Below are 23,063 nucleotides of genomic sequence, written 5' to 3'. Positions count from 1 at the left end.
GTGGTGCGAGGCGGCGGGCGGCGCCTCGTAGGTGGTCGGGGGAGGGGTGGCCGCCCAGGGGTCGGTCGACGGGTGTGCCTGCGTCACCGGCTCCGACGGCGGCGGCATCGTGGGATCAGGGGTCACCGCGACCCCCCACGCACGTTGATCATGTGCCGGACCCTACAACCTGACCGGTCCGGCCGATGCCCCGCCGGCCGTCCCGGCTCGGATCGTGACACCGAGGGACCGAGCCCGCCGGACGACCGGGTCCGCCGCGGGACAACCGGGTCCGCCGCGGGACAGACCGGGTCCGCCCGGCGGGCCCACGGGGCACGGCGTCCGGCGCGCGGCGCGGTCAGGCGGCAGCGTGCGACGCGGGCTCCGCGGCGCGGTCGGTGGGGCGCTCCGGCCCCACGCCCGCCAGCCGGCGGGCCTCCCGGCGGGCCACCCAGCCGTAACCGAAGAGGGTCATCGCGGCGAAGATCCACCACTGCACGACGTAGCCGAAGTTCTGCCAGTTGTTGGTGTACCCCACCGGCACGTCCTTGAAGGTCGGGTCCGCCGCCGGGGTCTGCTCGTCCAGCAGCAGGTACGCCCCGTGCACCGGGTAGGGCAGCTCCCGGGCCAGCCGGGGCACGCCGATCCGCCGGGTCTCCAGCTTGCCCTCGCGCCGGGAGACGCCGACCGAGCCGCTCTCGCTCAGGTGCACCCGGCCGGTCACGGTGACCTCGCCGGCCGGGGCGGGCGGCACCTGCGGCTGGACGGTCGCGTCGCCGCCCGGGGCCGGCGGGATCCAGCCGCGGTCCACCAGCACCGCTGTGCCGTCCGCCAGCACGAGCGGGGTCACCACCTCGAAACCGACCTTGCGGTCCACCGAGCGGCCCCGGACCAGGACGACGTTCGCCGGGTCGTACCGGCCGGTCACGGTGACCTTGGTCCAGGACTTGTCCTCGGCGGGCGCGGGGCCGGCCGTGCCGCTGCCGCCGGTGGGGGCGGGCAGCACGTCGCGCAGCGGCACCGGGTCCATCCGCAGGCCGGCGTCGATCCGTTCGTTGATCTCCGTACGCCCGTGGTAGCGGTCCAGCTGCCAGTTGCCGAGCAGCACCATCACCGCGGAGGCGACCAGGGTCAGCGCGAGGATGCCCAGCCAGCGCGGCGTCAGCAGGAACCGGTACACGCCAACGAGGCTACCCCTGTGCTCCGGGCCACTACCCTCGACGGCCCCCGGTCCCGCCGGGCCGCCGACCCTGGACGGCCCCGGACAGCGCGCCGACGGGCCCGTTCGGTGGCGGCCGCCCGCCGTCCGCTTGGGCTATCGTCACGCGGGCGGGCCGCGCGGTCGGCCCGCCGCAGGGTTTCCCCCGCCGCCCCGCAGGGAGTCGATGATGACCGTCGTGCCGCGCCTGGTGCTCAGCGCGCCGTCCTCCGGCCACGGCAAGAACGCGCTGGCGATCGGGCTGCTCGCGGCGCTCGCCGACCGGGGCGTCGACGTCGCCGGGTTCAAGATCGGTCCGGACCACGTCGACGCCGCGTACCTCGGGCTGGCCGCCGGCCGCCCCGGCCGCGCCCTCGACCCCCGGTTGGTCGGCGTCGACCGGATCGGCCCGCTGGTCGCCCACGGGGCGTCGGGCGCCGGGCTCGCGCTGGTGCAGGGGAGCATGGGGCTCTACGACAGCCTGACCGGCCGGCCGGAGAGCGAGTCGACGGCGGCCGTGGCCACCGCGCTGCGCAGCCCCGTCGTGCTGGTGGTCGACGTCGCCGCGATGGGGCAGTCGGTGGCCGCCCTGGTGCACGGCTTCCGGGCGTACGACGAGCAGCTCTGGCTCGGCGGGGTGATCCTCAACCGGGTCGCCTCGGCGCGGCACGAGGAGTTGCTGCGCGAGGCGCTCGACGACATCGGCGTGCCGGTCTACGGGGTGTTGCGCCGCCACGACCTGCCGGCGGTGCTGCCCCCGCGCCGGCACGGGGTGGTGCCCGCGCTCGCCCGCACCGGCGAGGCCAGCCGGGCGGTCCGCCGGCTCGGCGAGGCGGTCGCCGCCACGGTCGACCTCGACCGGCTGCTGGGCCTGGCCCGCTCCGCCCCGCCGCTGCCGGCCCCGCCGTGGTCGCCGGAGGTGGACCGGCCCGCCGGCGGCCCGCGCCCGGTCGTCGCGGTCGCCGGGGCGTCGGGCGGCAGCTACGGCCACGCCGAGACCACGGAGCTGCTCCGGGCGGCCGGCGCGGAGGTGGTGACGGTCGACCCGCTGCACGACGAGGCGCTGCCCGCCGGCGTCGGCGGGCTGGTCGTCGGCGGCGGGCTTCCCGAGTCGTACGCCGAGCAGCTCTCCGCCAACCGCCGGCTCTGCATCGCCGTCGCCGAGCTGGCCCGCACCGGCCGGCCGGTCGTCGCCGAGGGGGCCGGCCTGCTCTGGCTGGCCCGGGAGCTGGACGGGCTGCCGATGTGCGGGGTGCTCGACGCGGTGGGGGCCAGCCGGGACGGCCTGGTCGTCGGCTACCGGGAGGCGACCGCGCTGACCGACAGCGTGGTGGCGTCGGCGGGCACCGTGGTGACCGGGCACAAGGAGCACCGCGCCGTGCTCACCCCGCGTGCCGGGGCGCGGCCGGCCTGGAGCTGGGACGGCGGGGCGCCCGAGGGCTTCGTCTGGCGGGGCGTGCACGCCTCCCAGCTCACCCTGCACTGGGCGGCGTACCCGCAGCTCGCCGCCCGGCTGGTCGACGCGGCGGCGGAGGCGGCGGCCGACCCCGCGACCGCCCGGCCCGGCGGGGTGCCCGCGTGATCGGTCAGGTGGCGGTCCGCCGCTTCCCGGCGCTGACGGTATCCACACCCCGCACGGAGGTGCGCGCGCTGACCGCCGCCGACGCGAAGGCGGCCGACGAGGTCTTCGCCGACCGGCAGACCCAGCGGTGGCTGCCGCTGGCCGACACGTCGGGCCAGATCGACGGGCTGGCCTGGTGCACCGACCTGGCCCGCCAGCGGCGCGACAGCGGCGACGGGGACCACTACGCGGTGGTGCGCCGGGAGGACGACCGGGTGGTGGGCTGCCTGTGGACGCGGCGCACCGACTGGGGCGCCCGGTGCACCGAGGTCTCCTACGCGATGGCGGCGCACGCGCGGGGCTTCGGCCTGGCGGCCGAGGCGGTCGACGCGCTCGCCATCGCGCTGATCCTCGAACACGGCTTCCAGCGCGTCGAGCTGCGGGTCGCTCCCGGCAACCTGGCCTCCCGCCGGGTCGCCGAGAAGGCCGGCTTCAGCTACGAGGGCCTGCTGCGCAACGCCGGTTTCGTCCGGGGCGGCCGGGTCGACCTGGAGGTCTGGTCCTTCGTCGCCGCCGACCTCCGCTGACGGCGCTCGGCCGGGTCCGTCCGCCGGGGGCCGGCCACCTGCCCGGCCCCGCCCCGCCCCGGCACGGGGCGGGAGCGGCGGGCGGGGTCAGCCGACCATCCGGTCCGAGGGCGGGGTGAACTGGCGGGTGGGTTGGCCCTTGAGGGCGTCGCGGAGGGTCTGCGCCACCGCCTTGATCGGGATCTGGGACTGGCCGTCGCCGACCGCGTTGAACGGGTTGTCCGGGTCGGAGATGAAGCTCGCCGCCGCCAGCTCCGGGGTGTAGCCGACGAACCAGGCCGACCGGGTGCTGTCGGTGGTGCCCGTCTTGCCCGCGACGGGCCGGCCGACCGTCCCCCGCACGCTGTCCGCGGTCGACCAGCCGCCGCAGCTCCCCCGCGCCGGGGTGTCGCCGGTCGGGCAGCGGGCGGCGTCGGTGGCGGCCCGGGCCGCGTCGGCGTTCACCACCTGCCGGCAGCGCGGCTTGGCGACCTCGCGTTCGATCCCCGAGGCCGTCTTCCAGGTGGTCGGCGTGCCGTCCCGGTTGTAGATCGCCTGTACCGGGATCGCCTCGCAGTAGCGGCCGTCCGCGGCGATCGCGGCGTACGCGTTGGCCATCTCCAGCGGCGTGGCGTCGGAGACGCCCAGGGTGAACGCGCCCCACTTCTTCGCCTTGGCCGGGGACGCCTGCTCCTTGTCGACGTCCGTGCGCCAGCGCAGCCCGAGCTGCTCGGCGAGGTGGACCGCCTTGTCCGCGCCGACCTGTTCCTCCAGCCACACGAAGTACGTGTTGACCGACTTGCCGAAGCCGGACCACATGGTCTGCTGGCCGCTCATCGCGCCGCTGGCGTTGGACGGCGCCCAGCCGTCGTAGACCTCGGAGCGGTACCGGTGCGGGGCGTTGAACGAGGTGGACAGCGGCATGCCCGCGTTCAGCGCGGCCAGCATCGGGAACATCTTGAACGTCGAACCGGCCTGGTAGCCCGGCAGGTCGCCGCCGCCGAGCAGGGGCGCCACCGTGTTGGGGTAGTTCGCCTTGACGTTCGGCCCGGCCTCGGGGTTGGAGCTCTGGCCGTTCTCGCTCAGGTCGAGCGAGTACGTCCGGTTCACCGCCATCGCCTTCACCCGCCCGGTGCCGGGCTCGGAGACCACGATGCCGTTGGCGAACGGGCTGCCCGTGTTCTCCTTGGCGCCGACGTTCTTCTCGGCGGCCTCCTGGATCTTCGGGTCCAGGCTGAGCACGATCCGGTAGCCGCCCCGGCGCAGCTTGTCCATCCGCTCCAGCCGGTTCTCCCCGAACGCCGGCTGCGCGCTCCACCAGTTCTTCAGGTAGTCGCAGGCGAAGCCCCAGCTGTTCCACTTCTCCGGCACCGAGGCGCAGTCGTTCGGCGGGTAGGTCAGCTTCAGCCGGATCGGCTCGGTCCTGGCCTGCGCCACCGCGTCCGGCGAGAGGTAGCCGAGCTGGGCCATCCGGTCCAGCACGTAGTTGCGCCGGCCGGTGGCGTCCTTCTGGTCGGAACTGGCCGGGTCGTACTCGGACGGGGACTTGACCAGCCCGGCGAGGGTGGCCGCCTCGACGGGGGTGAGGTCCTTCGGGGGCTTGGAGAAGAAGATCTCGCTGGCCGCGTAGATGCCGTACGCGCGGTGCCCGAAGTACGCGGAGTTGAGGTAGCGCTCCAGGATCTGCTCCTTGCTCAGCTCCTTCTCCAGGTCCAGCGCCATCCGCATCTCCCGGACCTTGCGCAGGCTGGTCTGCTGGGTCGCCTCCTGCACCTCCTTCGGCGTCTTCGCGCTGTCGCGCAGCGCCATCCGGACGTACTGCATGGTGAGGGTGGAGGCGCCCTGGGACACACCGCTGGAGCGGGCGTTGGCCACGAAGGCGCGGGCGACGCCCTTCGGGTCGACGCCCCGGTGCTGGTAGAAGCGGTTGTCCTCGGCGGCGACGATGGCCTGCTGCATGTTCGGCGAGATGTCCGACAGCTTCGTGTACTGCCGGTACTCCTCGTAGAACATCGTCAGCACCGTCTTGCCGTCGGGCGCGTAGACGTACGACGTCTCGGCCGGCAGGGCGGTGGTGAGGATCTTGGTCTTGTGTTCCATGGCGTGCGCCGTGACCTTGGCGCCGATGCCGGTGGCGGCGGCCACCGGATACGCCACGGCGGCGACCACGATGCCGGCGATCAGCCCGGCGCGGAGAAGGGGAACGAGACGACCAGCGGCAGCAAGGGGTCGGTTGCTCACCAGGCCAAGTTATGACATTTCCGATTCGTACCTGAGAAATATTCATAAATGCCCGTGTGGTGACGCGGCCCACGCCGGGATCCGCTGTCCCGTGCGCCCCCTTCCCGGCAGGATCGCGGACATGCGTGGTCAGCCGACCGAGACCCTCCCCGGAGCCGGGACCGAACCCGAGCCCGCGGGGACCGAACCCGAGCCCGCGGACCCCCGGCCCGACCCCGCGACCGAACGCGACCCCGCCGGGACCGGGCCCGACCCCGTAAGGGACGAGCCCGACCTCACCCACCACGGTGACGCCGAGGTGGGCGAAGGGCTGGTCGACCTCGCCGTCAACGTGCGGCGGGACGCCATGCCGGACTGGCTGGCCGACCCGGTCACCGCCGCGCTCGGCGACCTCGCCGCGTACCCCGACCCGGAGCCGGCGCGGGCCGCCGTCGCCGCCCGGCACGGCCGCCCGCCGGCCGAGGTGTTGCTGACCGCCGGCGCGGCCGAGGGCTTCGTGCTGCTCGCCCGCGCGCTGCGGGGCGTCCGCCGGCCGGTGGTGGTGCATCCGCAGTTCACCGAGCCGGAGGCGGCGCTGCGCGCGGCCGGGCACCAGGTGGAGCGGCTGCTGCTCGACGCGGCCGACGACTTCCGGCTCGACCCGGCCCGGGTGCCCGCCGACGCCGACCTCGTCATGATCGGCAACCCGACCAACCCGACCTCGGTGCTGCACCCCGCCGCCGACCTGGCCGCGCTGGCCCGGCCCGGCCGGGTGCTGGTGGTCGACGAGGCGTTCGCCGACACTACCCTCGCGCCCGGGGTCGCCGGCGAACCGGAGTCGCTGGCCGCCCGGCGCGACCTGCCCGGCCTGCTGGTGGTCCGCAGCCTCACCAAGACCTGGGGGCTCGCCGGCCTGCGGATCGGCTACCTGCTCGGCGAGGCCCCGCTGCTGGCGCGGCTGGCCGCCGCCCAGCCGCTGTGGGCCGTCTCCACCCCGGCCCTGGCCGCCGCGTCGGCCTGCGCCACGCCCGTCGCGGTCGAGGCCGAGCGCGCCATCGCCGCCCGGCTCGCCGCCGACCGCGACCACCTGGTCGCCCGCCTGTCGGCCCTGCCCGGCGTACGCGTCGCCGGCCGGCCCGCCAGCGCGTTCGTGCTCGTGCACCTGCCCGGGGCCGCCGAGGTGCGCGCCGCCCTGCGGCGGCGCGGCTGGGCGGTGCGCCGCGGCGACACCTTCCCCGGCCTGGGCCCGGACTGGCTGCGGATCGCCGTGCGCGACCCGGCCACCACCGACGCGTTCACCGAGGTACTGGCGGAGATCCTGGAGGCATGATGCTGGAGACCACGATCGCGGCGATCCGGCCGCTGGACGAGCCGGCGATGGCCGCCGCCCGCGAGTTGCAGGGGCGGCTGACCAAGCCGGCCGGTTCGCTCGGCGCCCTGGAGGAACTCTCCGTACGCCTCGCCGGCCTGGCCGGGCACTGCCCACCGCCGCTGCCGGAGCCGGCGGCGGTCGCCATCTTCGCCGGTGACCACGGCGTGCACGCCCAGGGGGTGACGCCCTGGCCGCAGGAGGTCACCGCGCAGATGATCGGGAACTTCCTGGCCGGCGGCGCGGTGGTCAACGCGTTCGCCCGGCAGGCCGGCGCCTCGGTCACCGTGGTCGACGTCGGCGTGGCCACCCCGCTGCCGGTCGCCGCCGACCCGTCGGCCGCCCCGGAAACGGTCGCCGACGGCAGGACCGCCGCCCCGGGAACGGTCGCCGACGGCAGGACCGCCGCGGCGGGGGCGGACGCCGGCGCCGTGCCGGCCCGCGACGCGCCCCGGCTGGTCGCGGCGAACGTCCGTCCCGGCACCCGGGACCTGGCGGTCACGGCCGCGCTCACCCGGGACGAGGCCCGGGCGGCGGTGGAGACCGGCATCCGGGTGGCCGGGGAACTGGTCGACGCCGGCGCCGGCATCCTGCTCACCGGGGACATGGGCATCGGCAACACCACGCCCGCCGCCGCCCTGATCGCCGCGTTCGCCGGCATCGACCCGGCGGAGACGACCGGCCGGGGCACCGGGGTCGACGACCCGACGTACGCCCGCAAGGTGGACGTGGTGCGCGCCGCGCTGCGCCGGCACGCGCCCGACCCGGCCGACCCGCTGGGCGTGCTGGCCGCGGTCGGCGGCCTGGAGCACGCCGCCCTGGCCGGGCTGATCCTGGGCGCCGCCGCCCGGCGGACCCCGGTGCTGCTGGACGGCGTCATCGCGGTCTCCGCGGCGCTCGCCGCGGCGGCCTTCGCGCCGCACGCCGTGGGCGCCATGGTGGCCGGGCACCGCTCCGCCGAGCCGGGGGCCACGGTCGCGCTGCGCCGGCTGGGGCTGGAGCCGCTGATCGACCTGGGGCTGCGCCTCGGCGAGGGCACCGGCGCGCTGCTCGCCCTGCCGGTGGTCACCGGCGCGGTCCGGGTGCTGCACGAGGTCGCCACGTTCGACTCGGCGGGGGTGGCCGAGAAGTGAGCGCGCGAACCATCCGGCTCAGTAGCGTGGCGGCGGCGTGAGCGGCAATCCGTACCCTCTCGGCCTGCGGCTCGCCGGCCGGCGGGTGGTCGTGGTGGGCGGGGGAGCGGTGGCCACCCGCCGGGTGCCGGCGCTGCTGGACGCCGGCGCCGACGTCCTGCTCGTGGCCCCCGAGCTGACCCCGGCGCTGCGCGCCCACGTCGACGCCCGGCGGCTGCACTGGGAGCCGCGCCGGTTCACCCCGGACGACCTGGACGGCGCCTGGCTGGTCCAGGTCGCGGTGGACGACCCGCTCGCCGCCGCGTCGGTCAGCGCGGCCGCCGCCGAACGCCGCATCTTCTGCGTACGCGCCGACGACCGGGCCGCCGCCACCGCCTGGACCCCCGCGGTGACCCGGCACGGCCCGGTGACCGTGGCGGTGCTCGGCGGCGGCGACCCCCGCCGGGCGATGACCGTCCGCGACGCCATCCGGGACCTGCTGGACGTGCGGAGGGCTCCCCTCCCGGCGGCCGCGGCGGAGCGGGGGGCCCCTGCCGGCGCCCGGCCCGGCCGGGTCGCGCTCGTCGGCGCCGGCCCCGGCGACCCGGAGCTGATCACGGTCCGGGGCTGGCGGCTGCTCACCGAGGCGGACGTGGTGGTCGCCGACCGGTTGGTGCCCGGGCTGCTCCTGGACGAGCTGCGCCCCGACGTCGAGCTGGTGGACGCCTCCAAGATCCCGTACGGCCCCTCCCGCGCCCAGGAGGAGATCAACCGGATCCTGGTGGACCGCGCCCTCGCCGGGAGGGTCGTGGTCCGGCTGAAGGGCGGCGACCCGTACGTCTTCGGCCGGGGCGGCGAGGAGTTGCTGGCCTGCGCGGCGGCCGGCGTGCCGGTGACCGTGGTGCCCGGCGTGACCAGCTCGATCGCGGCGCCGGCCGCGGCCGGCATCCCGGTCACCCACCGCGCGGTGGCCCACGAGTTCACCGTGGTCTCCGGGCACGTCGCGCCCGACTCGCCGGCCTCCCTGGTCCGCTGGGACGCGCTGGCCGGGTTGCGCGGCACGCTGGTCATCCTGATGGGGCTGAAGAACCTCGCCGCGATCACCGCGACGCTCCTCGCGCACGGCCGGCCGGCGGAGACCCCGGCCGCGGTGGTGCAGGAGGCGACGACCGGGGCGCAGCGGGTGCTCCGCTCCACGCTCGGCGCTGTCGCCGCCGACGTGGTCGCCGCCGGCCTGCGACCGCCGGCCGTGGTCGTGGTGGGGGACGTGGTGGCGGCCCTCGCCGGGGCTGGTCCGGAGGGATCTCCGGGGAGCCCGCCCGCTGCGGGCGGTCAGGCCTGATCCCTCCGCCAGCCGGCTCCCCCGGAGATCCCCGGTGGGCCTTGCGCGTGCGCGGCTCGGGTCCGTTGGCCTCGGTCTGATCCCGTCGAACGAGCGACGGCGGCCGGAGACTGAGGTCTCCGGCCGCCGTCTTCGCTGGTCAGGTCACTGCTTGAGCATGTTGTCCAGCAGCAGGGCGCAGCGGATCAGCCCGAGGTGGCTGTAGGCCTGCGGGTGGTTGCCCAGCCCGCGCTCGGCCAGCGGGTCGTACTGCTCGGGGAGCAGGCCGGTCGGGCCGGCGGTGTCCACCATCTGGTTGAACAGCTCCTCGGCGTCGGTGCGCCGCCCGGTGCGCAGGTACGCCTCGATCAGCCACGCCGTGCAGATGTGGAAGCCGCCCTCGCGCCCGGGCAGGCCGTCGTCCCAGTGGTAGCGGTAGACGACCGGGCCGCTGCGCAGGTCCGCCTCGATCCGCAGCACCGTGGAGAGGAAACGCGGGTCGTCGCCGGGGAGCAGGCCGGACAGCCCGATCCACAGCGACGAGGCGTCCATGTCCTCGTCCCCGTACGCCACGCTGTACGCCTCGACGGTCTCGTGCCAGCCGTACTCCAGCACGTTGGCGCCGATGCGGTCGCGCAGCTCCACCCACTCCGGCCGGTCCTCGCCGCCGTGCTGGCGCACCACGTGCAGCGCCCGGTCGACGGTCATCCAGCACATGACCTTGGAGAAGATGTGGTGCCGCGGCGGGAGGCGGGCCTCCCAGATGCCGTGGTCGGGCTCGTGCCAGCGGCGGCGGACCGCCTCGACCATGTTCTCCAGCACCCGCCACTCGTCCTCGCGGACCGAGCCCCGGGCGTCGGCCACGGCGGCGATCAGGTCCGCGATCGGGCCGAAGACGTCGAGCTGGAGCTGGTGGTTGGCGAGGTTGCCGACGCGGACCGGCCGGGAGCCGGCGTAGCCGGGCAGGGTGTCGATGACCGCCTCGGCGCCCAGCTCGTAGCCGTCCACCGTGTAGAGCGGGTGCAGCCGCTCCGGGTGCCCGCCGGTGCGCTCCACGCAGCCGTCGACCCAGCGCAGCAGCGCCTCGGCCTCCTCCGTCGAGCCCAGGTCGACCAGCGCCCGCGCGGTCATCGCCGCGTCCCGCAGCCAGCAGTAGCGGTAGTCCCAGTTGCGGACGCCGCCCAGCTCCTCGGGCAGCGAGGTGGTCGCGGCGGCGAGGATCGAGCCGGTGGCCTCGTGGCAGAGGCCCCGCAGGGTCAGCGCGCTGCGGACCACCAGCTCCCGCGCGGTGCTCGGCAGCCGGAGCGAGGCGACCCAGTCCTTCCACGGCTGCTCGGCCAGGGCCTGCCGCTCGTGGATCGGCAGCCGGTGGTGTTCCAGGCTGTGCGTGCCGAAGCGCAGCTCCAGCACGACCTGCCCGCCGGCGGCGGCGAGGTCGACGACCGCCTTGGCCGTCTCGTAGCCGCCGTCGTTGCTGACCTGCCACTCGACCCCGGGGGAGTAGAGCGCGACCGGCTCGTTGGAGCCGAGCACCAGCAGGCCGTCGCCGAGCGGCTGCAACTGCACCGCGACCTGGCCGAACTCGGGCCGGGGCGCGAACTCCAGCCGGGCCCGGCCGGAGCCGGTGAGCACCCGTACGAGGGTCGAGTCGCCGGTGATGACGGCCGGGCCGTCCGGGGTGGTCTCCCGGGCCGGCTTGTCCAGCCAGTCGGTGACGGTCAGGCCCGACCAGCGGGTCTCGACCGTCATCGTGCCCGAGCGGTAGCGCTGGCCGAGCGGGATGCCGCCGCGCTCCGGGGCGACGCTGAAGTGCCCCGCCGGGCTGCCGCCGACCAGGTCGGCGAAGATCGCCGCCGAGTCGGGCTTGGGGTGGCAGAGCCAGGTGACCTTGGCCTCGGGGGTGAGCAGCGCCACGGTCCGCCCGTTGGCCAGCATCGAGTGCCGCTCGATCGGCACCGCCCGCTCGCCGAAGAGCCAGTGCCGGCGGGTCTCCAGCAGCAGGCCGAGGGTGCGGGCGGCCTCGATCGGGTCGGCGACCCGGTAGCCGGCGGCAGTGTCGCCGGGGCCGATCTTGATGCCCACGTCCGGCCCGTGCAGGTTGCCGAACGCGTTCTCGTCGGTGACGTCGTCGCCGATGAAGAGCACCGCGCTGGCGGAGAGCTGGGTGCGGAGCTGGTCGACGGCCGTGCCCTTGTGGGTGGCGACGACCGACAGCTCGATGACCTCCTTGCCCTGGGTGACCGTGACGTCGTCCCAGGTGGCGGGGCCGTTGCGGACCGCCTCGATGGCGGCCGCCGCGACCTGCGGGTTCACCCCGCGGGTGTGCACCGCGACGCTCGCCGGCTTGCGCTCCAGGCGGATGCCCGGGTGGGCCGAGGCGATCTCGCGCAGGGCGTCGCGCAGCCGGGTGCGGACCGCGATCAGCTCGGGGGAGAGCCGCTCGACGAAGCCGATGTCGAACTCGGAGCCGTGGCTGCCGACGAGGTGGACCTCGCTGGGCAGCCGGGAGAGCGCGGCAAGGTCCCGCAGGGCCCGCCCGGAGACCACCGCCACGGTGGTCTGGGGCAGGGCGGCGAGCGCCCGGACGGCGGCCACCGACTCCGGCAGCGGCACGGCCTTGCTCGGGTCCTCCACGATCGGCGCCAGGGTGCCGTCGTAGTCGCAGGCGATCAGAAGCTGGGGCACCCGGGCGATCCGGCCGATGGCCGCGCGCAGCTCCGGGTCCATCGTGCCGGCCGCCGGGGTGACGATGTCGCTGGCGGCGTTCACGCGTCCTCCGCTTGAGGCACACCGAGCTCGGTGAGGAAAGACTTCGCCCAGTGCCCCACGTCGTGGGTGCGTAGATGGCGTTGCATTGTCCGCATTCTGCGGCGGGCCTCCGGCTTCTCGACATGCACGGCCCGCAGCAGGGCGTCCTTGACCGCGTCAGGGTCGTGCGGATTACAAAGGAACGCCTGACGCAGCTCGGTGGCGGCGCCGGCGAACTCGCTGAGCACGAGTGCACCGCCCTGGTCGGCGCGCGATGCGACGTACTCCTTGGCTACCAGGTTCATCCCGTCTCGCAGCGGCGTCACCATCATCACGTCGGCGGCGGCGTACATCGCGGCCAGTTCAGTGCGACTGTACGACTGATGCAGATAATGCACCGCCGGCACGCCGACCCTGCCGAATTCGCCGTTGATCCGACCGACCTCCCGCTCCACCTTGACGCGTAGCGCCTGGTAGTGCTCGACGCGCTCGCGGCTGGGCGTGGCGACCTGCACCATGACCGCGTCCGGGACTGTCAACTTTCCGTCAGCGAGCAGCTCGCGGAAGGCCTTGAGCCGCAGCTCGATGCCCTTGGTGTAGTCGAGCCGGTCGACGCCCAGGATGATCGTCTTCGGGTTGCCCAGCTCCTCGCGGATCTCCTTCGCGCGGGCCTGGATCGCCGGGTCGGCGGCCAGCCGCTCCATCTCCTTGGTGTCGATCGAGATGGGGAACGCGCCGGCCTTCACCTGGCGGCCGTCGACCTGGATCATCTGGCCCTCGTAGCGCAGCCCGAGCAGGTGCCGGGCCAGCCGGACGAAGTTCTGCGCGGCGAGCCGCTGCTGGAAGCCGACCAGGTCCGCGCCGAGCAGGCCGCGCAGGATCTCGGTGCGGAACGGCATCTGCATGAACAGCTCGATCGGCGGGAACGGGATGTGCAGGAAGAAACCGATCCGCAGGTCCGGCCGCAGCTCGCGGAGCATCGCCGGGACGAGCTGGAGCTGGTAGTCCTGCACCCAGACCGTCGCCCCCTCGGCCGCGACCTCCGCCGCGGCCTCCGCGAAGCGGGCGTTGACCAGGCGGTACGCCTCGCGCCAGCGGCGCTTGTAGGCGGGCGTCTCCACCGCGTCGTGGTAGAGCGGCCAGATCGTCGCGTTGGACTGGCCCTCGTAGTAGCGCTCCAGCTCCTCCGCGCTCAGCGGCACCGGGTGCAGCCGGATGCCCTCCAGGTCGAACGGCTCGGGGGCGGCGCCGGTGCCGCCGGCCCAGCCGACCCAGGTGCCCTGGTGCTCGGCGAGGACGGGGTGCAGCGCGGTCACCAACCCCCCGGGGCTGCGACGCCACTGCCGTCCCTCGGGTGTGCTCACCTCGTCGACGGGTAGCCGGTTCGCCACTACGACAAAGGAGCTGCGGACGGTCACGTTCGGCCACCTCCGGGTGCTGACGGGTCAACCGCGAATGAGCGTACTGAGCGTAGCTGCGGCTTCTGGGGCCCCGTGCCGGAGTCACCTACCCGTCCCACGATGGTCCAACCCCCGACGTGATCTTGTCGATACCCCTGCTCGGAAGCAGGGGTGGCGCGGCGCGCCCGCAGCGTCCGGGCGGGGTGATGTGGGCGCGGCGGCGCGTACCTGTCAGGATTGACGACGGCGTGCGTGCGGCCGGCCAGCGGCCGGCGGCGGCGGGCGGAAGTCGCAGCCCGGGCCCGCGCCCGCCGGCCCCCAGTCGCAACCTACGGAGGTAGCCCGCACCGTGGCCCAGTACATCTACGTCCTGGAAAAGGCGCGCAAGGCGCACGGCGACAAGGTCGTGCTCGACAACGTGACGCTGAGCTTCCTGCCGGGGGCCAAGATCGGTGTGGTCGGCCCGAACGGCGCCGGTAAGTCCAGCCTCCTCAAGATCATGGCAGGGCTGGACCGGCCGAGCAACGGCGACGCCCGGCTGATGCCCGGCTACACCGTCGGCCTGCTCGCCCAGGAGCCCCCGCTCAACGACGCCAAGACCGTGCTCGGCAACGTCGAGGAGGCGGTCGCCGAGACCAAGGCCAAGCTGGAGCGGTTCAACAAGATCGCCGAGCAGATGGCCACCGACTACTCCGACGAGCTGATGGAGGAGATGGGCCGGCTCCAGGAGGAGCTGGACCACGCCGACGCGTGGGACATCGACTCCAAGCTCGAACTGGCGATGGACGCGCTGCGCTGCCCGCCGCCGGACGCCGACGTGACCCAGCTCTCCGGGGGCGAGCGCCGCCGGGTGGCGCTGTGCAAGCTGCTGCTGGAGGCGCCCGACCTGCTGCTGCTCGACGAGCCCACCAACCACCTGGACGCGGAGAGCGTCTCCTGGCTGGAGCAGCACCTGGCCAAGTACGCCGGCACCGTCATGGCGATCACCCACGACCGGTACTTCCTCGACAACGTGGCCGGCTGGATCCTGGAGCTGGACCGCGGCCGGGCCGTCGGCTACGAGGGCAACTACTCCACCTACCTGGAGAAGAAGGCCGCCCGGCTGGCCGTCGAGGGCCGCCGCGACGCCAAGATGAAGAAGCGCCTCACCGAGGAGCTGGAGTGGGTCCGCTCCAACGCCAAGGCGCGGCAGACCAAGTCCAAGGCCCGCCTCGACCGCTACGAGGAGATGGCCACCGAGGCGGAGAAGACCCGGAAGCTGGACTTCGAGGAGATCCAGATCCCGCCGGGCCCGCGCCTGGGCAACACGGTGATCGAGGCGCACAACCTCACCAAGGCATTCGGCGACCGGGTGCTGATCGACAACCTGTCGTTCTCGCTGCCGCGCAACGGCATCGTCGGCATCATCGGCCCGAACGGCGTCGGCAAGACCACCCTGTTCAAGACCATCGTCGGGCTGGAGCAGCCGACCGACGGCTCGGTCCGGGTCGGCGAGACCGTCTCGCTGTCGTACGTCGACCAGAACCGCCAGGGCCTGGCCGGGGACAAGACGGTGTGGGAGGTCGTCTCCGACGGGCTGGACCACCTCATGGTGGGCAAGGTCGAGATGCCGTCGCGGGCCTACATCGCCGCGTTCGGCTTCAAGGGGCCGGACCAGCAGAAGCCGACCAAGGTGCTCTCCGGCGGCGAGCGCAACCGGCTCAACCTCGCGCTGACGCTGAAGATCGGCGGCAACGTGATCCTGCTCGACGAGCCGACCAACGACCTGGACGTGGAGACCCTCTCCAGCCTGGAGAACGCGCTGCTGGAGTTCCCCGGCTGCGCCGTGGTCATCTCCCACGACCGGATGTTCCTCGACCGGGTCGCCACGCACATCCTGGCCTGGGAGGGCGACGACGAGAACCCGGCCAAGTGGTTCTGGTTCGAGGGCAACTTCGAGGCGTACGAGAAGAACAAGGTCGACCGGCTCGGCGCCGAGGCGGCCCGCCCGCACCGGGTGACCTACCGCAAGCTCACCCGCGACTGATCGTGGCGGACCGTTTCGTCTACCACTGCGCGCTGCGGTGGTCAGACCTGGACGCGTACGGCCACGTCAACAACTCGCGCTTCCTCACCCTCTACGAGGAGGCGCGGGTGGCGCTGATGTTCGCCGGCGGCCGGGCGTGGGGAGTGGGCTCGTTCGCCGACGGGGTCGTGATCCGTCGGCACGAGGTCGACTACCTGCGCCCGGTCGACTACGCCCTCGGCCGGGCCACCGCCGAGGCGGCCCCGGCCGTGCGCATCGAGCTGTGGGTGGAGGAGATCCGGGCCGCGTCCTTCACCGTCGCCTACGAGCTGTACGACGGCGACGTGCTGGCCAGCCGGGCCCGCTCGGTGCTGGTGCCGTTCGACCTGACCCGGCAGTCGCCGCGCCGGGTCACTCCGCAGGAGCGCGAGTTCCTGCTCTCGTACGCCCCGCGGGGCGGGCCGGCGTGACGGGATCCGGTGGGCCGGTCCGCGCCCCGGTCGGCGCGGCCGGCGGCGGGCACGGGATCGTGGACGTGGCCGACGCCGGGGCCTTCCTCGCCCGCCTGGTGCGACTGGACCGGGACGCGCCGGTGCGGCTGCGGCCGACCGGCGCGGCGGGCCGTACCGCCCTCTGGGGGCGCCTGCCGTGGGCGGTGCTGGCCGTCCGCACCGTGGCCGGCGAGGGCCCCGGCGACGTCACCGTCGCGGCCGGCGAGCTGCTGGCCGGGCTGGCGGCCGGCGGCGGGGCGCTGCCCCCGCGCCGGGACGAGCGGTGGCGCTGGCCGCTGCCGCCCGGGGCCGGGCGCCGGGTGGAGACGCTGCCGGCGGGGGAGCTGCGGCGGATCGCCACGGCGGCGGCGGGCACCCTGCGCGACGCCGCCGCGCACGGCGTGGCCGGCCGGGCGGTCGGGCAGCGGGCGCTGCGCGACGCGCTGCTCGACCACGTGCCCGTGGTGGTCACCCCGGACGACGCGCCCGGCGAGCCGGTCGAGGTGACCCAGCGGATGGTTCAGGGGTTGGTCCGGATGGGCTTCCTGGGCGCCGCCGAGGGGGAGGCCGGTGCGACCGGCGCGGGCGACGTCCAGGTGCGCACGGTCGGCCGTTGGGTCGGACTTGTGGGACCTTACGGAGCGATCTGGTCGCAGAAGGCTACGGATCTTGTCGTAAGGCCACTCTGAGGTCATCCGTTCGGATGACCCGTGGTCATTCTTCTGTCCTGGGGCTGCCGTTGGGGGGGTGCTTCAACCCGGCTGTCCGGGTACCGTCCATCCTCGGATCCAACGCACCGTAGGCGGCTGGATCCGCTGGGGAGTGAGGTGCGCGAACGATGCCGTGGTGGTCATGGCGCCCCGGTCCCGCCAACGGCGGCGGCGATCCGGAAAGTCGGAGCGGGATCACAGTGGAGGGCACCGTCCGGGTCGGACCACCGGCCCCCCGTCAGCCGGGCGACGACTGCCCGGCGGTCGAGCGGCCCGTGATGGCCGACATGCCGGCCACCGTCGCGCCGGTCACCCTGCGCCGCGTCTGCGATGCGCTCGACCTGCTCGACGTGCGCTACCTGGCCGATGGCGACGGGAACCTGCTGGCCATGTGGGAGCGGCACGCGGTGCTGGTCACCCTTGAGGGCCCCGAGGACGAGATCCTGGTGATGCGGGCCCGGCCACACGCGACGGTGCCGCCGGACTGGGCCGACCGGGCCTACCGGGTGGTCAACGAGTGGAACCACACCCGCCGCTTCTGCAAGGCATACATCGGCGACCCGACCGAGCGCGGTCAACTGCCGATCTACGCGGAGCTGCAGGTGCCGTTCAGCGCCGGGGCGCACGACGCGCTCCTGGTCGAGATGCTCGACTGTGGCGCGGCGGTGGCCACCAGCTTCGTGGACTGGCTGCACGACGAGGGTGCCCTGCTCTGAGCCGGCCGCCGCGCCCGTCGCGGTCAGGCCGGCCCGGCCGGGTCCTCCATCACGTTGACCATGAAGTACGCGGCCCGCTCCAGGTAGTCCCAGAGCGCGGCGGCGATCTCCGGCGGCAGGTCGAGACGGTCGACGGCACGGCGCATGTGGAGCAGCCACGCGTCCCGCTCGGCGGCGCCGATGCGGTACGGCGCGTGGCGCATCCGCAGCCGGGGGTGCCCGCGCTGGTCGGAGTACGTGTGCGGGCCGCCCCAGTACTGCATGAGGAACAGGGCCAGCCGGTCCGCGGCCGGGCCCAGGTCCTCCTCGGGATACATGGGGCGCAGCAGCGCGTCGGTGGCGACGCCGGCGTAGAACTCGTCCACCAGCTTGCGGAAGGTGGGCTCGCCGCCTACCGCTTCGAAGAGGGTCATCGACGCGCCGGGACGGTCGGACTCACCTGCGGCATTCACCGTTCCATCCTGCCAGGTGCCGTTCGGGGCGCCGGGGGGTGGCCGCTGTGCGTCAGGTCACGGCGTGCCGCTGGCCCGTCTCGCCCGGCCGGCCGCCCACCGGGTCGCCGTCGAACTGCTCCGACGGGCCGTGCCGGTCGTCCCCGGCCGTCTTCGCGTCGACCGTGCCCCGCCCGGCGCTCGCGCCGGCCCGCGGGGCCGTCTCGCCCGCCTCGGCGGCGGCGATCGCCGCGTCGATCGTCGGGCGGCTCGGCCAGCGCAGGGCGGCGAGCGCCATCAGCAGGACGCCGACCGCGCTCCACACCCCGACCACGATCGGGATCGGGTAGCGCTCGGAGAGCAACCCGGTGACCAGGACGGCGAGGCCCTGGATCACCTGGACGCCGGTGGCCATCACCCCGAAGGCGCGGGCCCGGAAGCCGGCGGGCAGGGCCCGGACGAAGAGGCCGTTGGCCACCGGCAGCATCCCGGCGACCGCGAACCCGCAGGCCGCGGCGAGCAGCGCCACCACCAGCGGCGGCGGATCGAACAGGGCGGGCACCAGGGCCAGCGGGGAGAGCACCGCCAGGGGCCGCATCAGGCTCAGCCGCCGGTCCGGCCCGAACGCCCGGCTGACGACCAGGCCGCCGACGATGAAGCCCACGGGGCTGGCCGCCATGATGACCGCCTGGGCGGCGCCGGCGTCCAGGCCGCCGGCGTGCTCGCTGGCCCAGGCGGCGGCCAGGCCCTCCGGCACCACCGAGAAGAGCATGGCGGTGAAGACGAGGACGGCGATGGCCCGCAGCACCGGGGTGCCGAACACGATCTGGAAGCCCTGCGCGGTCTCCCGCAGCAGGTGGCTGCGGTGTGCGGCGGTCATCGCCGGCGGCCGGTCCGCCACGCCGAAGCGGACCAGCGCGGCCGACAGGGCGAACGTCGCGGCGTTCACCAGGAGCGCGACGGTCGGGTTGACGGCGGCGATGGCGGCGCCCGCGAGGTAGCCGACGACCTGGGCGGCCTGGCCGACGCTGCTGTTGATCGACAGCCCGACCACCAGCCGGTCGCCGGTGAGGATCAGCGGGATCAGCGCGGACTTGGCGGCCTGGCTGGGTGGATTGGCCAGGGTGGTGGCGAAGAGCAGGGCCAGGATCAGCTCGACGGGCATGTCGGGAATGGCGATGCCCACCATCAGCACCATCCGGACGAGGTCGCAGACCACCATGACCTGCCGGTAACGGTGCCGCTCCGCGAGCGTGGCGAGCAGGGGGCCGCCGATCAGCCAGGGCAGGTAGCTCACCGCGAACGCGGCCGCGGAGAGCGCGACCGACCGGGTCTCCTCGTAGACCAGCAGGGTGACCGCGGCCTTGGCGATGTAGTCGCCGATCCAGGAGAGAGCGCTCGCCGTGAAGACGGCGCGGTATTCGCGATTGGCGAACACCTCACGGAAGGTTGCCGGGCCTTCCGGGGATGGTCGCTCGTCGGGCACCGTCGCCTCCATCGTTCCCCTGGGCGGGCCACTCGTGATGGACGGGCCCGGGAACCGTCGTCAGATCTACGGATCAGCGAGGACGTGATCACGCTCCGGGGGGAGCGCGTGCACCGGATTCTGCCCGATCGTCCGACAACTGGCTAGGGCGAACGGATTGATCGTCGCATCTCCGACTGAACGAACGGACGATACCCGAGGGGCCGCACGGACCGCGACCCCCGCCGATGCCGTCCCGGCCCGCCCCGGTCGATCCGCTCGCCCGGTCGGCGGCTCAGGTCGCGCCGCCCTGCCCCGTCTCACCGGGGGCGCGGGCCGGCATGCCGTAGAGCCGGGCGGCCGCGATCTTCGCGGTGATGCCGGAGTTCTCCAGCGCCTCGGCCAGCCGGCGACGCAGCTCCCGGCCGACCGCGAACTGCCCGTCGGCCGTCGTCTTGACCACCGTACGGATCACCGCGCCCTCGACCGTCATCTGCTCGACGCCCAGCACCTCGGGCGGCTCGACGATCTCCGGCGCCAGCTCGGGGTCGACCGCCACGGAGGCCGCTGCGGTCCGCAGCACCGCCGTCGCCTCCTCCGTGCCGGCGAAGCCGATCGGCAGGTCGACCACGACCAGGGCCCAGCCCTGGCTCTTGTTGCCCACCCGGACGATCTCGCCGTTGCGGATGTACCAGAGCACGCCCCGCCCGTCGCGGACGGTGGTGACCCGCAGCCCGACCGACTCCACCACGCCGGTCGCCTCGCCGAGGTCCACCGTGTCACCCACGCCGTACTGGTCCTCGATCAGCATGAACAGGCCGGCGATCAGGTCCTTGACCAGGCTCTGCGCGCCGAAGCCGAGCGCCACGCCCGCGATGCCGGCGCTGGCCAGCAGCGGGGCCAGGTCGAAGCTGAACTCCTTGAGCACCATCAGCACCGCGATGCCGAAGATGAACGCGGTGCTGAGGCTGCGCAGCACGGAGCCGATCGCCTCGGCCCGCTGGCGGCGCCGCTCCGGGACGAACTCGCCCGGCTCCGCAGCGGCGGTGGGGATCCGCTCCCGCAGTGGCCGCAGCATGGTCGGCACGCCCGCGTCGCTGGTGGTGCGCACCAGCCGGCGGATCGTCCGGTGCACCAGCCACCGCGCGGCGACCGCCAGCAGCAGGATCATGACGATCCGCAGCGGCTTGAGCAGGATCCAGTAGCTGCCCTCGGCGAACCACACCGAGTGGGTCACGTCGTAGACGGTCCGGCAGAGGGCGTCGTCCAGGCAGGTCGGCGACGGGTCCGGCTGTGGCGCCTCGGCGGCGGGCAGGGCGAGCGGCGGCAGGCTGGCAGCGGTCACGCTGTCTTCGTACCGCACCCGCGGGGCCTCCCTCCCGCCGACCCTCCGGGCCGTGACGCGGGCCCGCCGGGGCGCGGGGGTCGCGACCGGCGGTACGGGGGCGAACCGGTCATCGTGACAGACGCGGGGAACGCTTCCGGAGGGACCCCGGATTAGTACGTGCAATCCGGGGGCCGATCAGGGACGATGGGCGCACGGACGTCGGTGATCCGGCCGGCGTCGGCCGTGGTGGGTCGCTGTGCCCGTTCCGGTCGGCGGTGGCGAGCAGGAGCCGCTGAACCGGGAGGGTGAACGCGATGCCTGACATACGACCCACGGTGGGCTCCGGTGCGCTGGTCCTCAATGCCACCTACGAGCCGCTGTGTGTCGTGTCCGTGCGTCGCGCCGCCATCCTCGTGCTCTCCGCCAAGGCGGTCTGTGTCGCCGACGGCGACGGCGTCCTGCACAGCGCCCGCAACGCGCTGCCGGTGCCGTCGGTCGTCCGGCTCACCCGCTTCGTGCGGGTGCCCTACCGCACCCACGTCGGGCTCTCCCGGCGGGCGATCTTCGCCCGGGACGGCTGGCGCTGCGCCTACTGCCGGGGGCCCGCCGAGACCATCGACCACGTCTTCCCGCGCAGCCGGGGCGGTCGGCACGCGTGGGAGAACGTCGTCGCGGCCTGCGCCCGGTGCAACCACACCAAGGGCGACAAGACCCCGGCCGAGCTGGGCTGGCGGCTGCACGCCCTGCCGGCCGCCCCGAAGGGGGCGGCCTGGCGGGTGCTCGGGCACCGGGCCCCGGACCCGCGCTGGGCCGACTGGCTCGACCTGCGCGAGCCCGAGGCCGCCTGATCCCACCGCGCCGAGCCGCCCGACCCGCTGAGCTCCCGCTGTCGCTGCTCATCTCCGGAGCGGAGCGCCGGGCCGCCGCGCTGCCTGTGCGTCACGTGCCGCGGGCCCGGACCAGAGACGCGAAGACCACCACGTTGTCGGCGTAGCCGGTCTCCCCGCCCACCCAGCGCCCGCCGCAGGTGATCAGGCGCAGCCGGGGGCGACTGAAGTCGCCGAAGACCTCGTCGGCGGGCAGCCGCTCCTTGTCGAAGCGTTCGACCGAGTCCACCTCGAAGACCGCCACCGAGCGGTCCTCGCGGGTCACCTCGATGCGGTCGCCCTCCCGCAGGTCCCGCAGCTCGTGGAAGACCGCCGGCCCGGTGCTGGTGTCGACGTGCCCGACGATCACGGCGGGGCCGTACTGTCCGGGCGTCGGCCCCTGGTCGTACCAGCCGGCCTCCTGGGCGCGGGCGGCGTCCGGCACCGCGATGCTGCCGTCCGGGGCGACGCCGACGTTGTGTACGGGCGCCTGGACGTCGATCGGTTCGATGGTGATGTCGACGGGGCGGCTGGCGGGCAGCACCGGGAACTTCTTCGGCGGCGGCCGCAGCCCCGCGATGAACCGGTCCGGCAGCACGCTCACCCCGGCGACGCGCTCCACCGCGAACATGGCGACGATCAGCACCATCAGCGTCCCGATCACGAGGACCGGGAGCCCGGGGCTCCGGCCCGGCGCCAGCCGGCGGCGGCCGGCGGGAACCCAGCGGTGTCGGGGTCGGGCGGGCAGCGGCCCGGCCGCCGGGTCGGTGGTGACGACGCTGGCCGACACCGCCTCCCCGGCCACCCGGCGCAGCCGGCGGGTGGCGGCGACCGCCGCCCGGCGGGACGTCTGCAGCGCCCGCCGGGTGGCCGCCCGGACCCGGCCCGGATCGGATCGCCTGGTGCGCCTGTCGAAGCCGGCCATGGCGACGGCGGGTCAGGAACCGGTCCCGGTCCGACGACGGTTGCCGAAGAATCCGAAGCCGACGGCCAGGGCCACCGCGGCGAGGCCGCCCACCAGCAGCAGCGAGCCGGTGCCGGTACCGCCGGCGGTGCCGCCGCCCCCGGTCGCCGGCCCCTTGGTGGGCTGCTCCATGTTCAGCACGGTGAGCGTCGTCGTCGCGGTCTTGCCGTTGTCGCAGCGCAGGTCGACCGGGTAGTCCCCGGGCTCCTTGCTGCCCGGGACGGTGACCTGGCCGGTCAGGAAGCCGTTGTCCGGCCGGAGCACCACCCGCCCGAACGCGTCCGAGTGCACGGTCGCCTGGCGGTTGTTGGCGTTGTCGCAACTGGCCCGGATGCTGACCCGGGTGCCGGCCTGCGCGCTGTTGGGCACCACCTCGACGAAGGCGTTCTCCCCGGCCCGCGCGGGCGCGACGGTCATCAGGACGAACGCCCCGACCAGCCCCAACACGGACAGGGCGCTGGCAAGGGCACGTGTGAACGCTGTGAGCACCGGCATGATCCCCCCTTCCGGTGACGATCACCGGAATCCTCCCCGGGCAACAGCGCCTGCTTTCCCGCTGGCCCGGGGGCAAACCCGGATCGCGGTCAGCGGTGGCGGGGGGAGGAGGGCAGCGG

19 protein-coding genes are annotated in these 23,063 nt (G+C 74.5%); 10 read left to right on the top strand and 9 right to left on the bottom strand.

From position 1 onward, the window contains the following. Window positions 1-337: 337 nt before the first annotated feature. Window positions 338-1,159: an SURF1 family cytochrome oxidase biogenesis protein gene (locus tag ACSNOB_RS25625; RefSeq protein ID WP_436689115.1), complete on the bottom strand. Its 822-nt coding sequence runs from the start codon at window positions 1,157-1,159 to the stop codon at window positions 338-340. A 208-nt stretch (window positions 1,160-1,367) separates the two neighbouring features. Between ACSNOB_RS25625 and ACSNOB_RS25620 the strand changes: the two genes are divergently transcribed. Both ACSNOB_RS25620 and ACSNOB_RS25615 read left to right on the top strand, forming a co-directional pair. Next, entirely contained in the window at window positions 1,368-2,759 is a 1,392-nt protein-coding gene (locus tag ACSNOB_RS25620; RefSeq protein ID WP_436689113.1) for a cobyrinate a,c-diamide synthase, read from the top strand. Then, window positions 2,756-3,325, top strand: coding sequence for a GNAT family N-acetyltransferase (locus ACSNOB_RS25615; protein ID WP_436689111.1), 570 nt, complete (start codon window positions 2,756-2,758; stop codon window positions 3,323-3,325). The genes ACSNOB_RS25620 and ACSNOB_RS25615 overlap by 4 nt, the downstream gene beginning before the upstream one ends. 87 nt (window positions 3,326-3,412) lie before the next feature. On the opposite strand, the gene ACSNOB_RS25610 is transcribed toward ACSNOB_RS25615, so the two are convergent. Then, entirely contained in the window at window positions 3,413-5,545 is a 2,133-nt protein-coding gene (locus tag ACSNOB_RS25610; protein WP_393110488.1) for a transglycosylase domain-containing protein, read from the bottom strand. Between the two features lie 121 nt (window positions 5,546-5,666). Here ACSNOB_RS25610 and cobC point away from each other — a divergent pair, with 121 nt between their 5' ends. Genes cobC through cobA form a run of 3 tightly spaced genes read left to right on the top strand, consistent with a single transcriptional unit; the run spans window position 5,667 to window position 9,347 of the window. Next, window positions 5,667-6,854 (top strand): Rv2231c family pyridoxal phosphate-dependent protein CobC, encoded by a 1,188-nt coding sequence (cobC, locus tag ACSNOB_RS25605; RefSeq protein WP_436689109.1) that lies wholly within the window; start codon window positions 5,667-5,669, stop codon window positions 6,852-6,854. Continuing rightward, window positions 6,854-8,026 carry a nicotinate-nucleotide--dimethylbenzimidazole phosphoribosyltransferase gene (locus ACSNOB_RS25600; protein ID WP_436689120.1) on the top strand — a complete coding sequence of 391 codons (1,173 nt, stop codon included), beginning with the start codon at window positions 6,854-6,856 and terminating at the stop codon, window positions 8,024-8,026. Before cobC ends, ACSNOB_RS25600 begins: the two co-directional genes overlap by 1 nt. A gap of 37 nt (window positions 8,027-8,063) precedes the next feature. Beyond that, window positions 8,064-9,347: a uroporphyrinogen-III C-methyltransferase gene (gene cobA, locus ACSNOB_RS25595; protein WP_436689107.1), complete on the top strand. Its 1,284-nt coding sequence runs from the start codon at window positions 8,064-8,066 to the stop codon at window positions 9,345-9,347. Window positions 9,348-9,491: 144 nt separating this feature from the next. Here the strand turns inward: cobA and otsB are convergent, their stop codons facing one another. Both otsB and ACSNOB_RS25585 read right to left on the bottom strand, forming a co-directional pair. Further along, window positions 9,492-12,053, bottom strand: coding sequence for a trehalose-phosphatase (otsB, locus tag ACSNOB_RS25590; protein WP_436689118.1), 2,562 nt, complete (start codon window positions 12,051-12,053; stop codon window positions 9,492-9,494). A 38-nt stretch (window positions 12,054-12,091) separates the two neighbouring features. Continuing rightward, window positions 12,092-13,492: an alpha,alpha-trehalose-phosphate synthase (UDP-forming) gene (locus ACSNOB_RS25585; RefSeq protein ID WP_436689105.1), complete on the bottom strand. Its 1,401-nt coding sequence runs from the start codon at window positions 13,490-13,492 to the stop codon at window positions 12,092-12,094. A 331-nt stretch (window positions 13,493-13,823) separates the two neighbouring features. On the opposite strand from ACSNOB_RS25585, the gene ettA reads away from it, so the two are divergent. The 4 genes from ettA (at window position 13,824) to ACSNOB_RS25565 (ending at window position 17,396) form a co-directional block, all read left to right on the top strand. Beyond that, window positions 13,824-15,500, top strand: coding sequence for an energy-dependent translational throttle protein EttA (gene ettA, locus ACSNOB_RS25580; RefSeq protein WP_436689103.1), 1,677 nt, complete (start codon window positions 13,824-13,826; stop codon window positions 15,498-15,500). A gap of 2 nt (window positions 15,501-15,502) precedes the next feature. After that, a complete protein-coding gene (locus ACSNOB_RS25575; RefSeq protein WP_436689101.1) occupies window positions 15,503-15,949 on the top strand; it encodes an acyl-CoA thioesterase in 447 nt (148 codons plus the stop codon). Then, the gene (locus ACSNOB_RS25570) at window positions 15,946-16,659 is read left to right on the top strand and encodes a hypothetical protein (RefSeq protein WP_436689099.1); all 714 of its coding nucleotides are present in this window, start codon (window positions 15,946-15,948) and stop codon (window positions 16,657-16,659) included. The genes ACSNOB_RS25575 and ACSNOB_RS25570 overlap by 4 nt, the downstream gene beginning before the upstream one ends. A gap of 149 nt (window positions 16,660-16,808) precedes the next feature. Continuing rightward, window positions 16,809-17,396: a YbjN domain-containing protein gene (locus tag ACSNOB_RS25565; RefSeq protein WP_393110502.1), complete on the top strand. Its 588-nt coding sequence runs from the start codon at window positions 16,809-16,811 to the stop codon at window positions 17,394-17,396. Window positions 17,397-17,419: 23 nt separating this feature from the next. Here ACSNOB_RS25565 and ACSNOB_RS25560 read toward each other — a convergent pair whose 3' ends face one another. The 3 genes from ACSNOB_RS25560 to ACSNOB_RS25550 all read right to left on the bottom strand — a co-directional run bounded on the left by ACSNOB_RS25560 (window position 17,420) and on the right by ACSNOB_RS25550 (window position 20,637). Further along, window positions 17,420-17,848 carry a globin gene (locus ACSNOB_RS25560; RefSeq protein WP_393110504.1) on the bottom strand — a complete coding sequence of 143 codons (429 nt, stop codon included), beginning with the start codon at window positions 17,846-17,848 and terminating at the stop codon, window positions 17,420-17,422. Between the two features lie 52 nt (window positions 17,849-17,900). Beyond that, on the bottom strand, window positions 17,901-19,325 hold the full coding sequence (locus tag ACSNOB_RS25555) for an MFS transporter (protein WP_436689096.1): 1,425 nt from the start codon (window positions 19,323-19,325) through the stop codon (window positions 17,901-17,903). Between the two features lie 262 nt (window positions 19,326-19,587). Next, on the bottom strand, window positions 19,588-20,637 hold the full coding sequence (locus ACSNOB_RS25550; protein ID WP_436689094.1) for a mechanosensitive ion channel family protein: 1,050 nt from the start codon (window positions 20,635-20,637) through the stop codon (window positions 19,588-19,590). A 296-nt stretch (window positions 20,638-20,933) separates the two neighbouring features. Between ACSNOB_RS25550 and ACSNOB_RS25545 the strand changes: the two genes are divergently transcribed. After that, window positions 20,934-21,467 (top strand): HNH endonuclease, encoded by a 534-nt coding sequence (locus ACSNOB_RS25545; RefSeq protein WP_091108032.1) that lies wholly within the window; start codon window positions 20,934-20,936, stop codon window positions 21,465-21,467. A gap of 91 nt (window positions 21,468-21,558) precedes the next feature. On the opposite strand, the gene ACSNOB_RS25540 is transcribed toward ACSNOB_RS25545, so the two are convergent. Together ACSNOB_RS25540 and ACSNOB_RS25535 are read right to left on the bottom strand one after the other, a co-directional pair. Next, complete coding sequence (locus ACSNOB_RS25540) at window positions 21,559-22,410, bottom strand: class F sortase (protein ID WP_436689092.1); 852 nt, start codon at window positions 22,408-22,410, stop codon at window positions 21,559-21,561. 12 nt (window positions 22,411-22,422) lie between these two features. Then, window positions 22,423-22,896, bottom strand: a complete 474-nt coding sequence (locus tag ACSNOB_RS25535) for a hypothetical protein (protein WP_393110607.1) — start codon at window positions 22,894-22,896, stop codon at window positions 22,423-22,425. Window positions 22,897-23,063: the final 167 nt, after the last annotated feature.

Origin of the sequence: Micromonospora sp. URMC 106, assembly GCF_051386395.1 — a bacterium.
Taxonomy (GTDB): Bacteria; Actinomycetota; Actinomycetes; order Mycobacteriales; family Micromonosporaceae; genus Micromonospora.
This window is presented reverse-complemented; position numbering and strand designations above follow the sequence as displayed.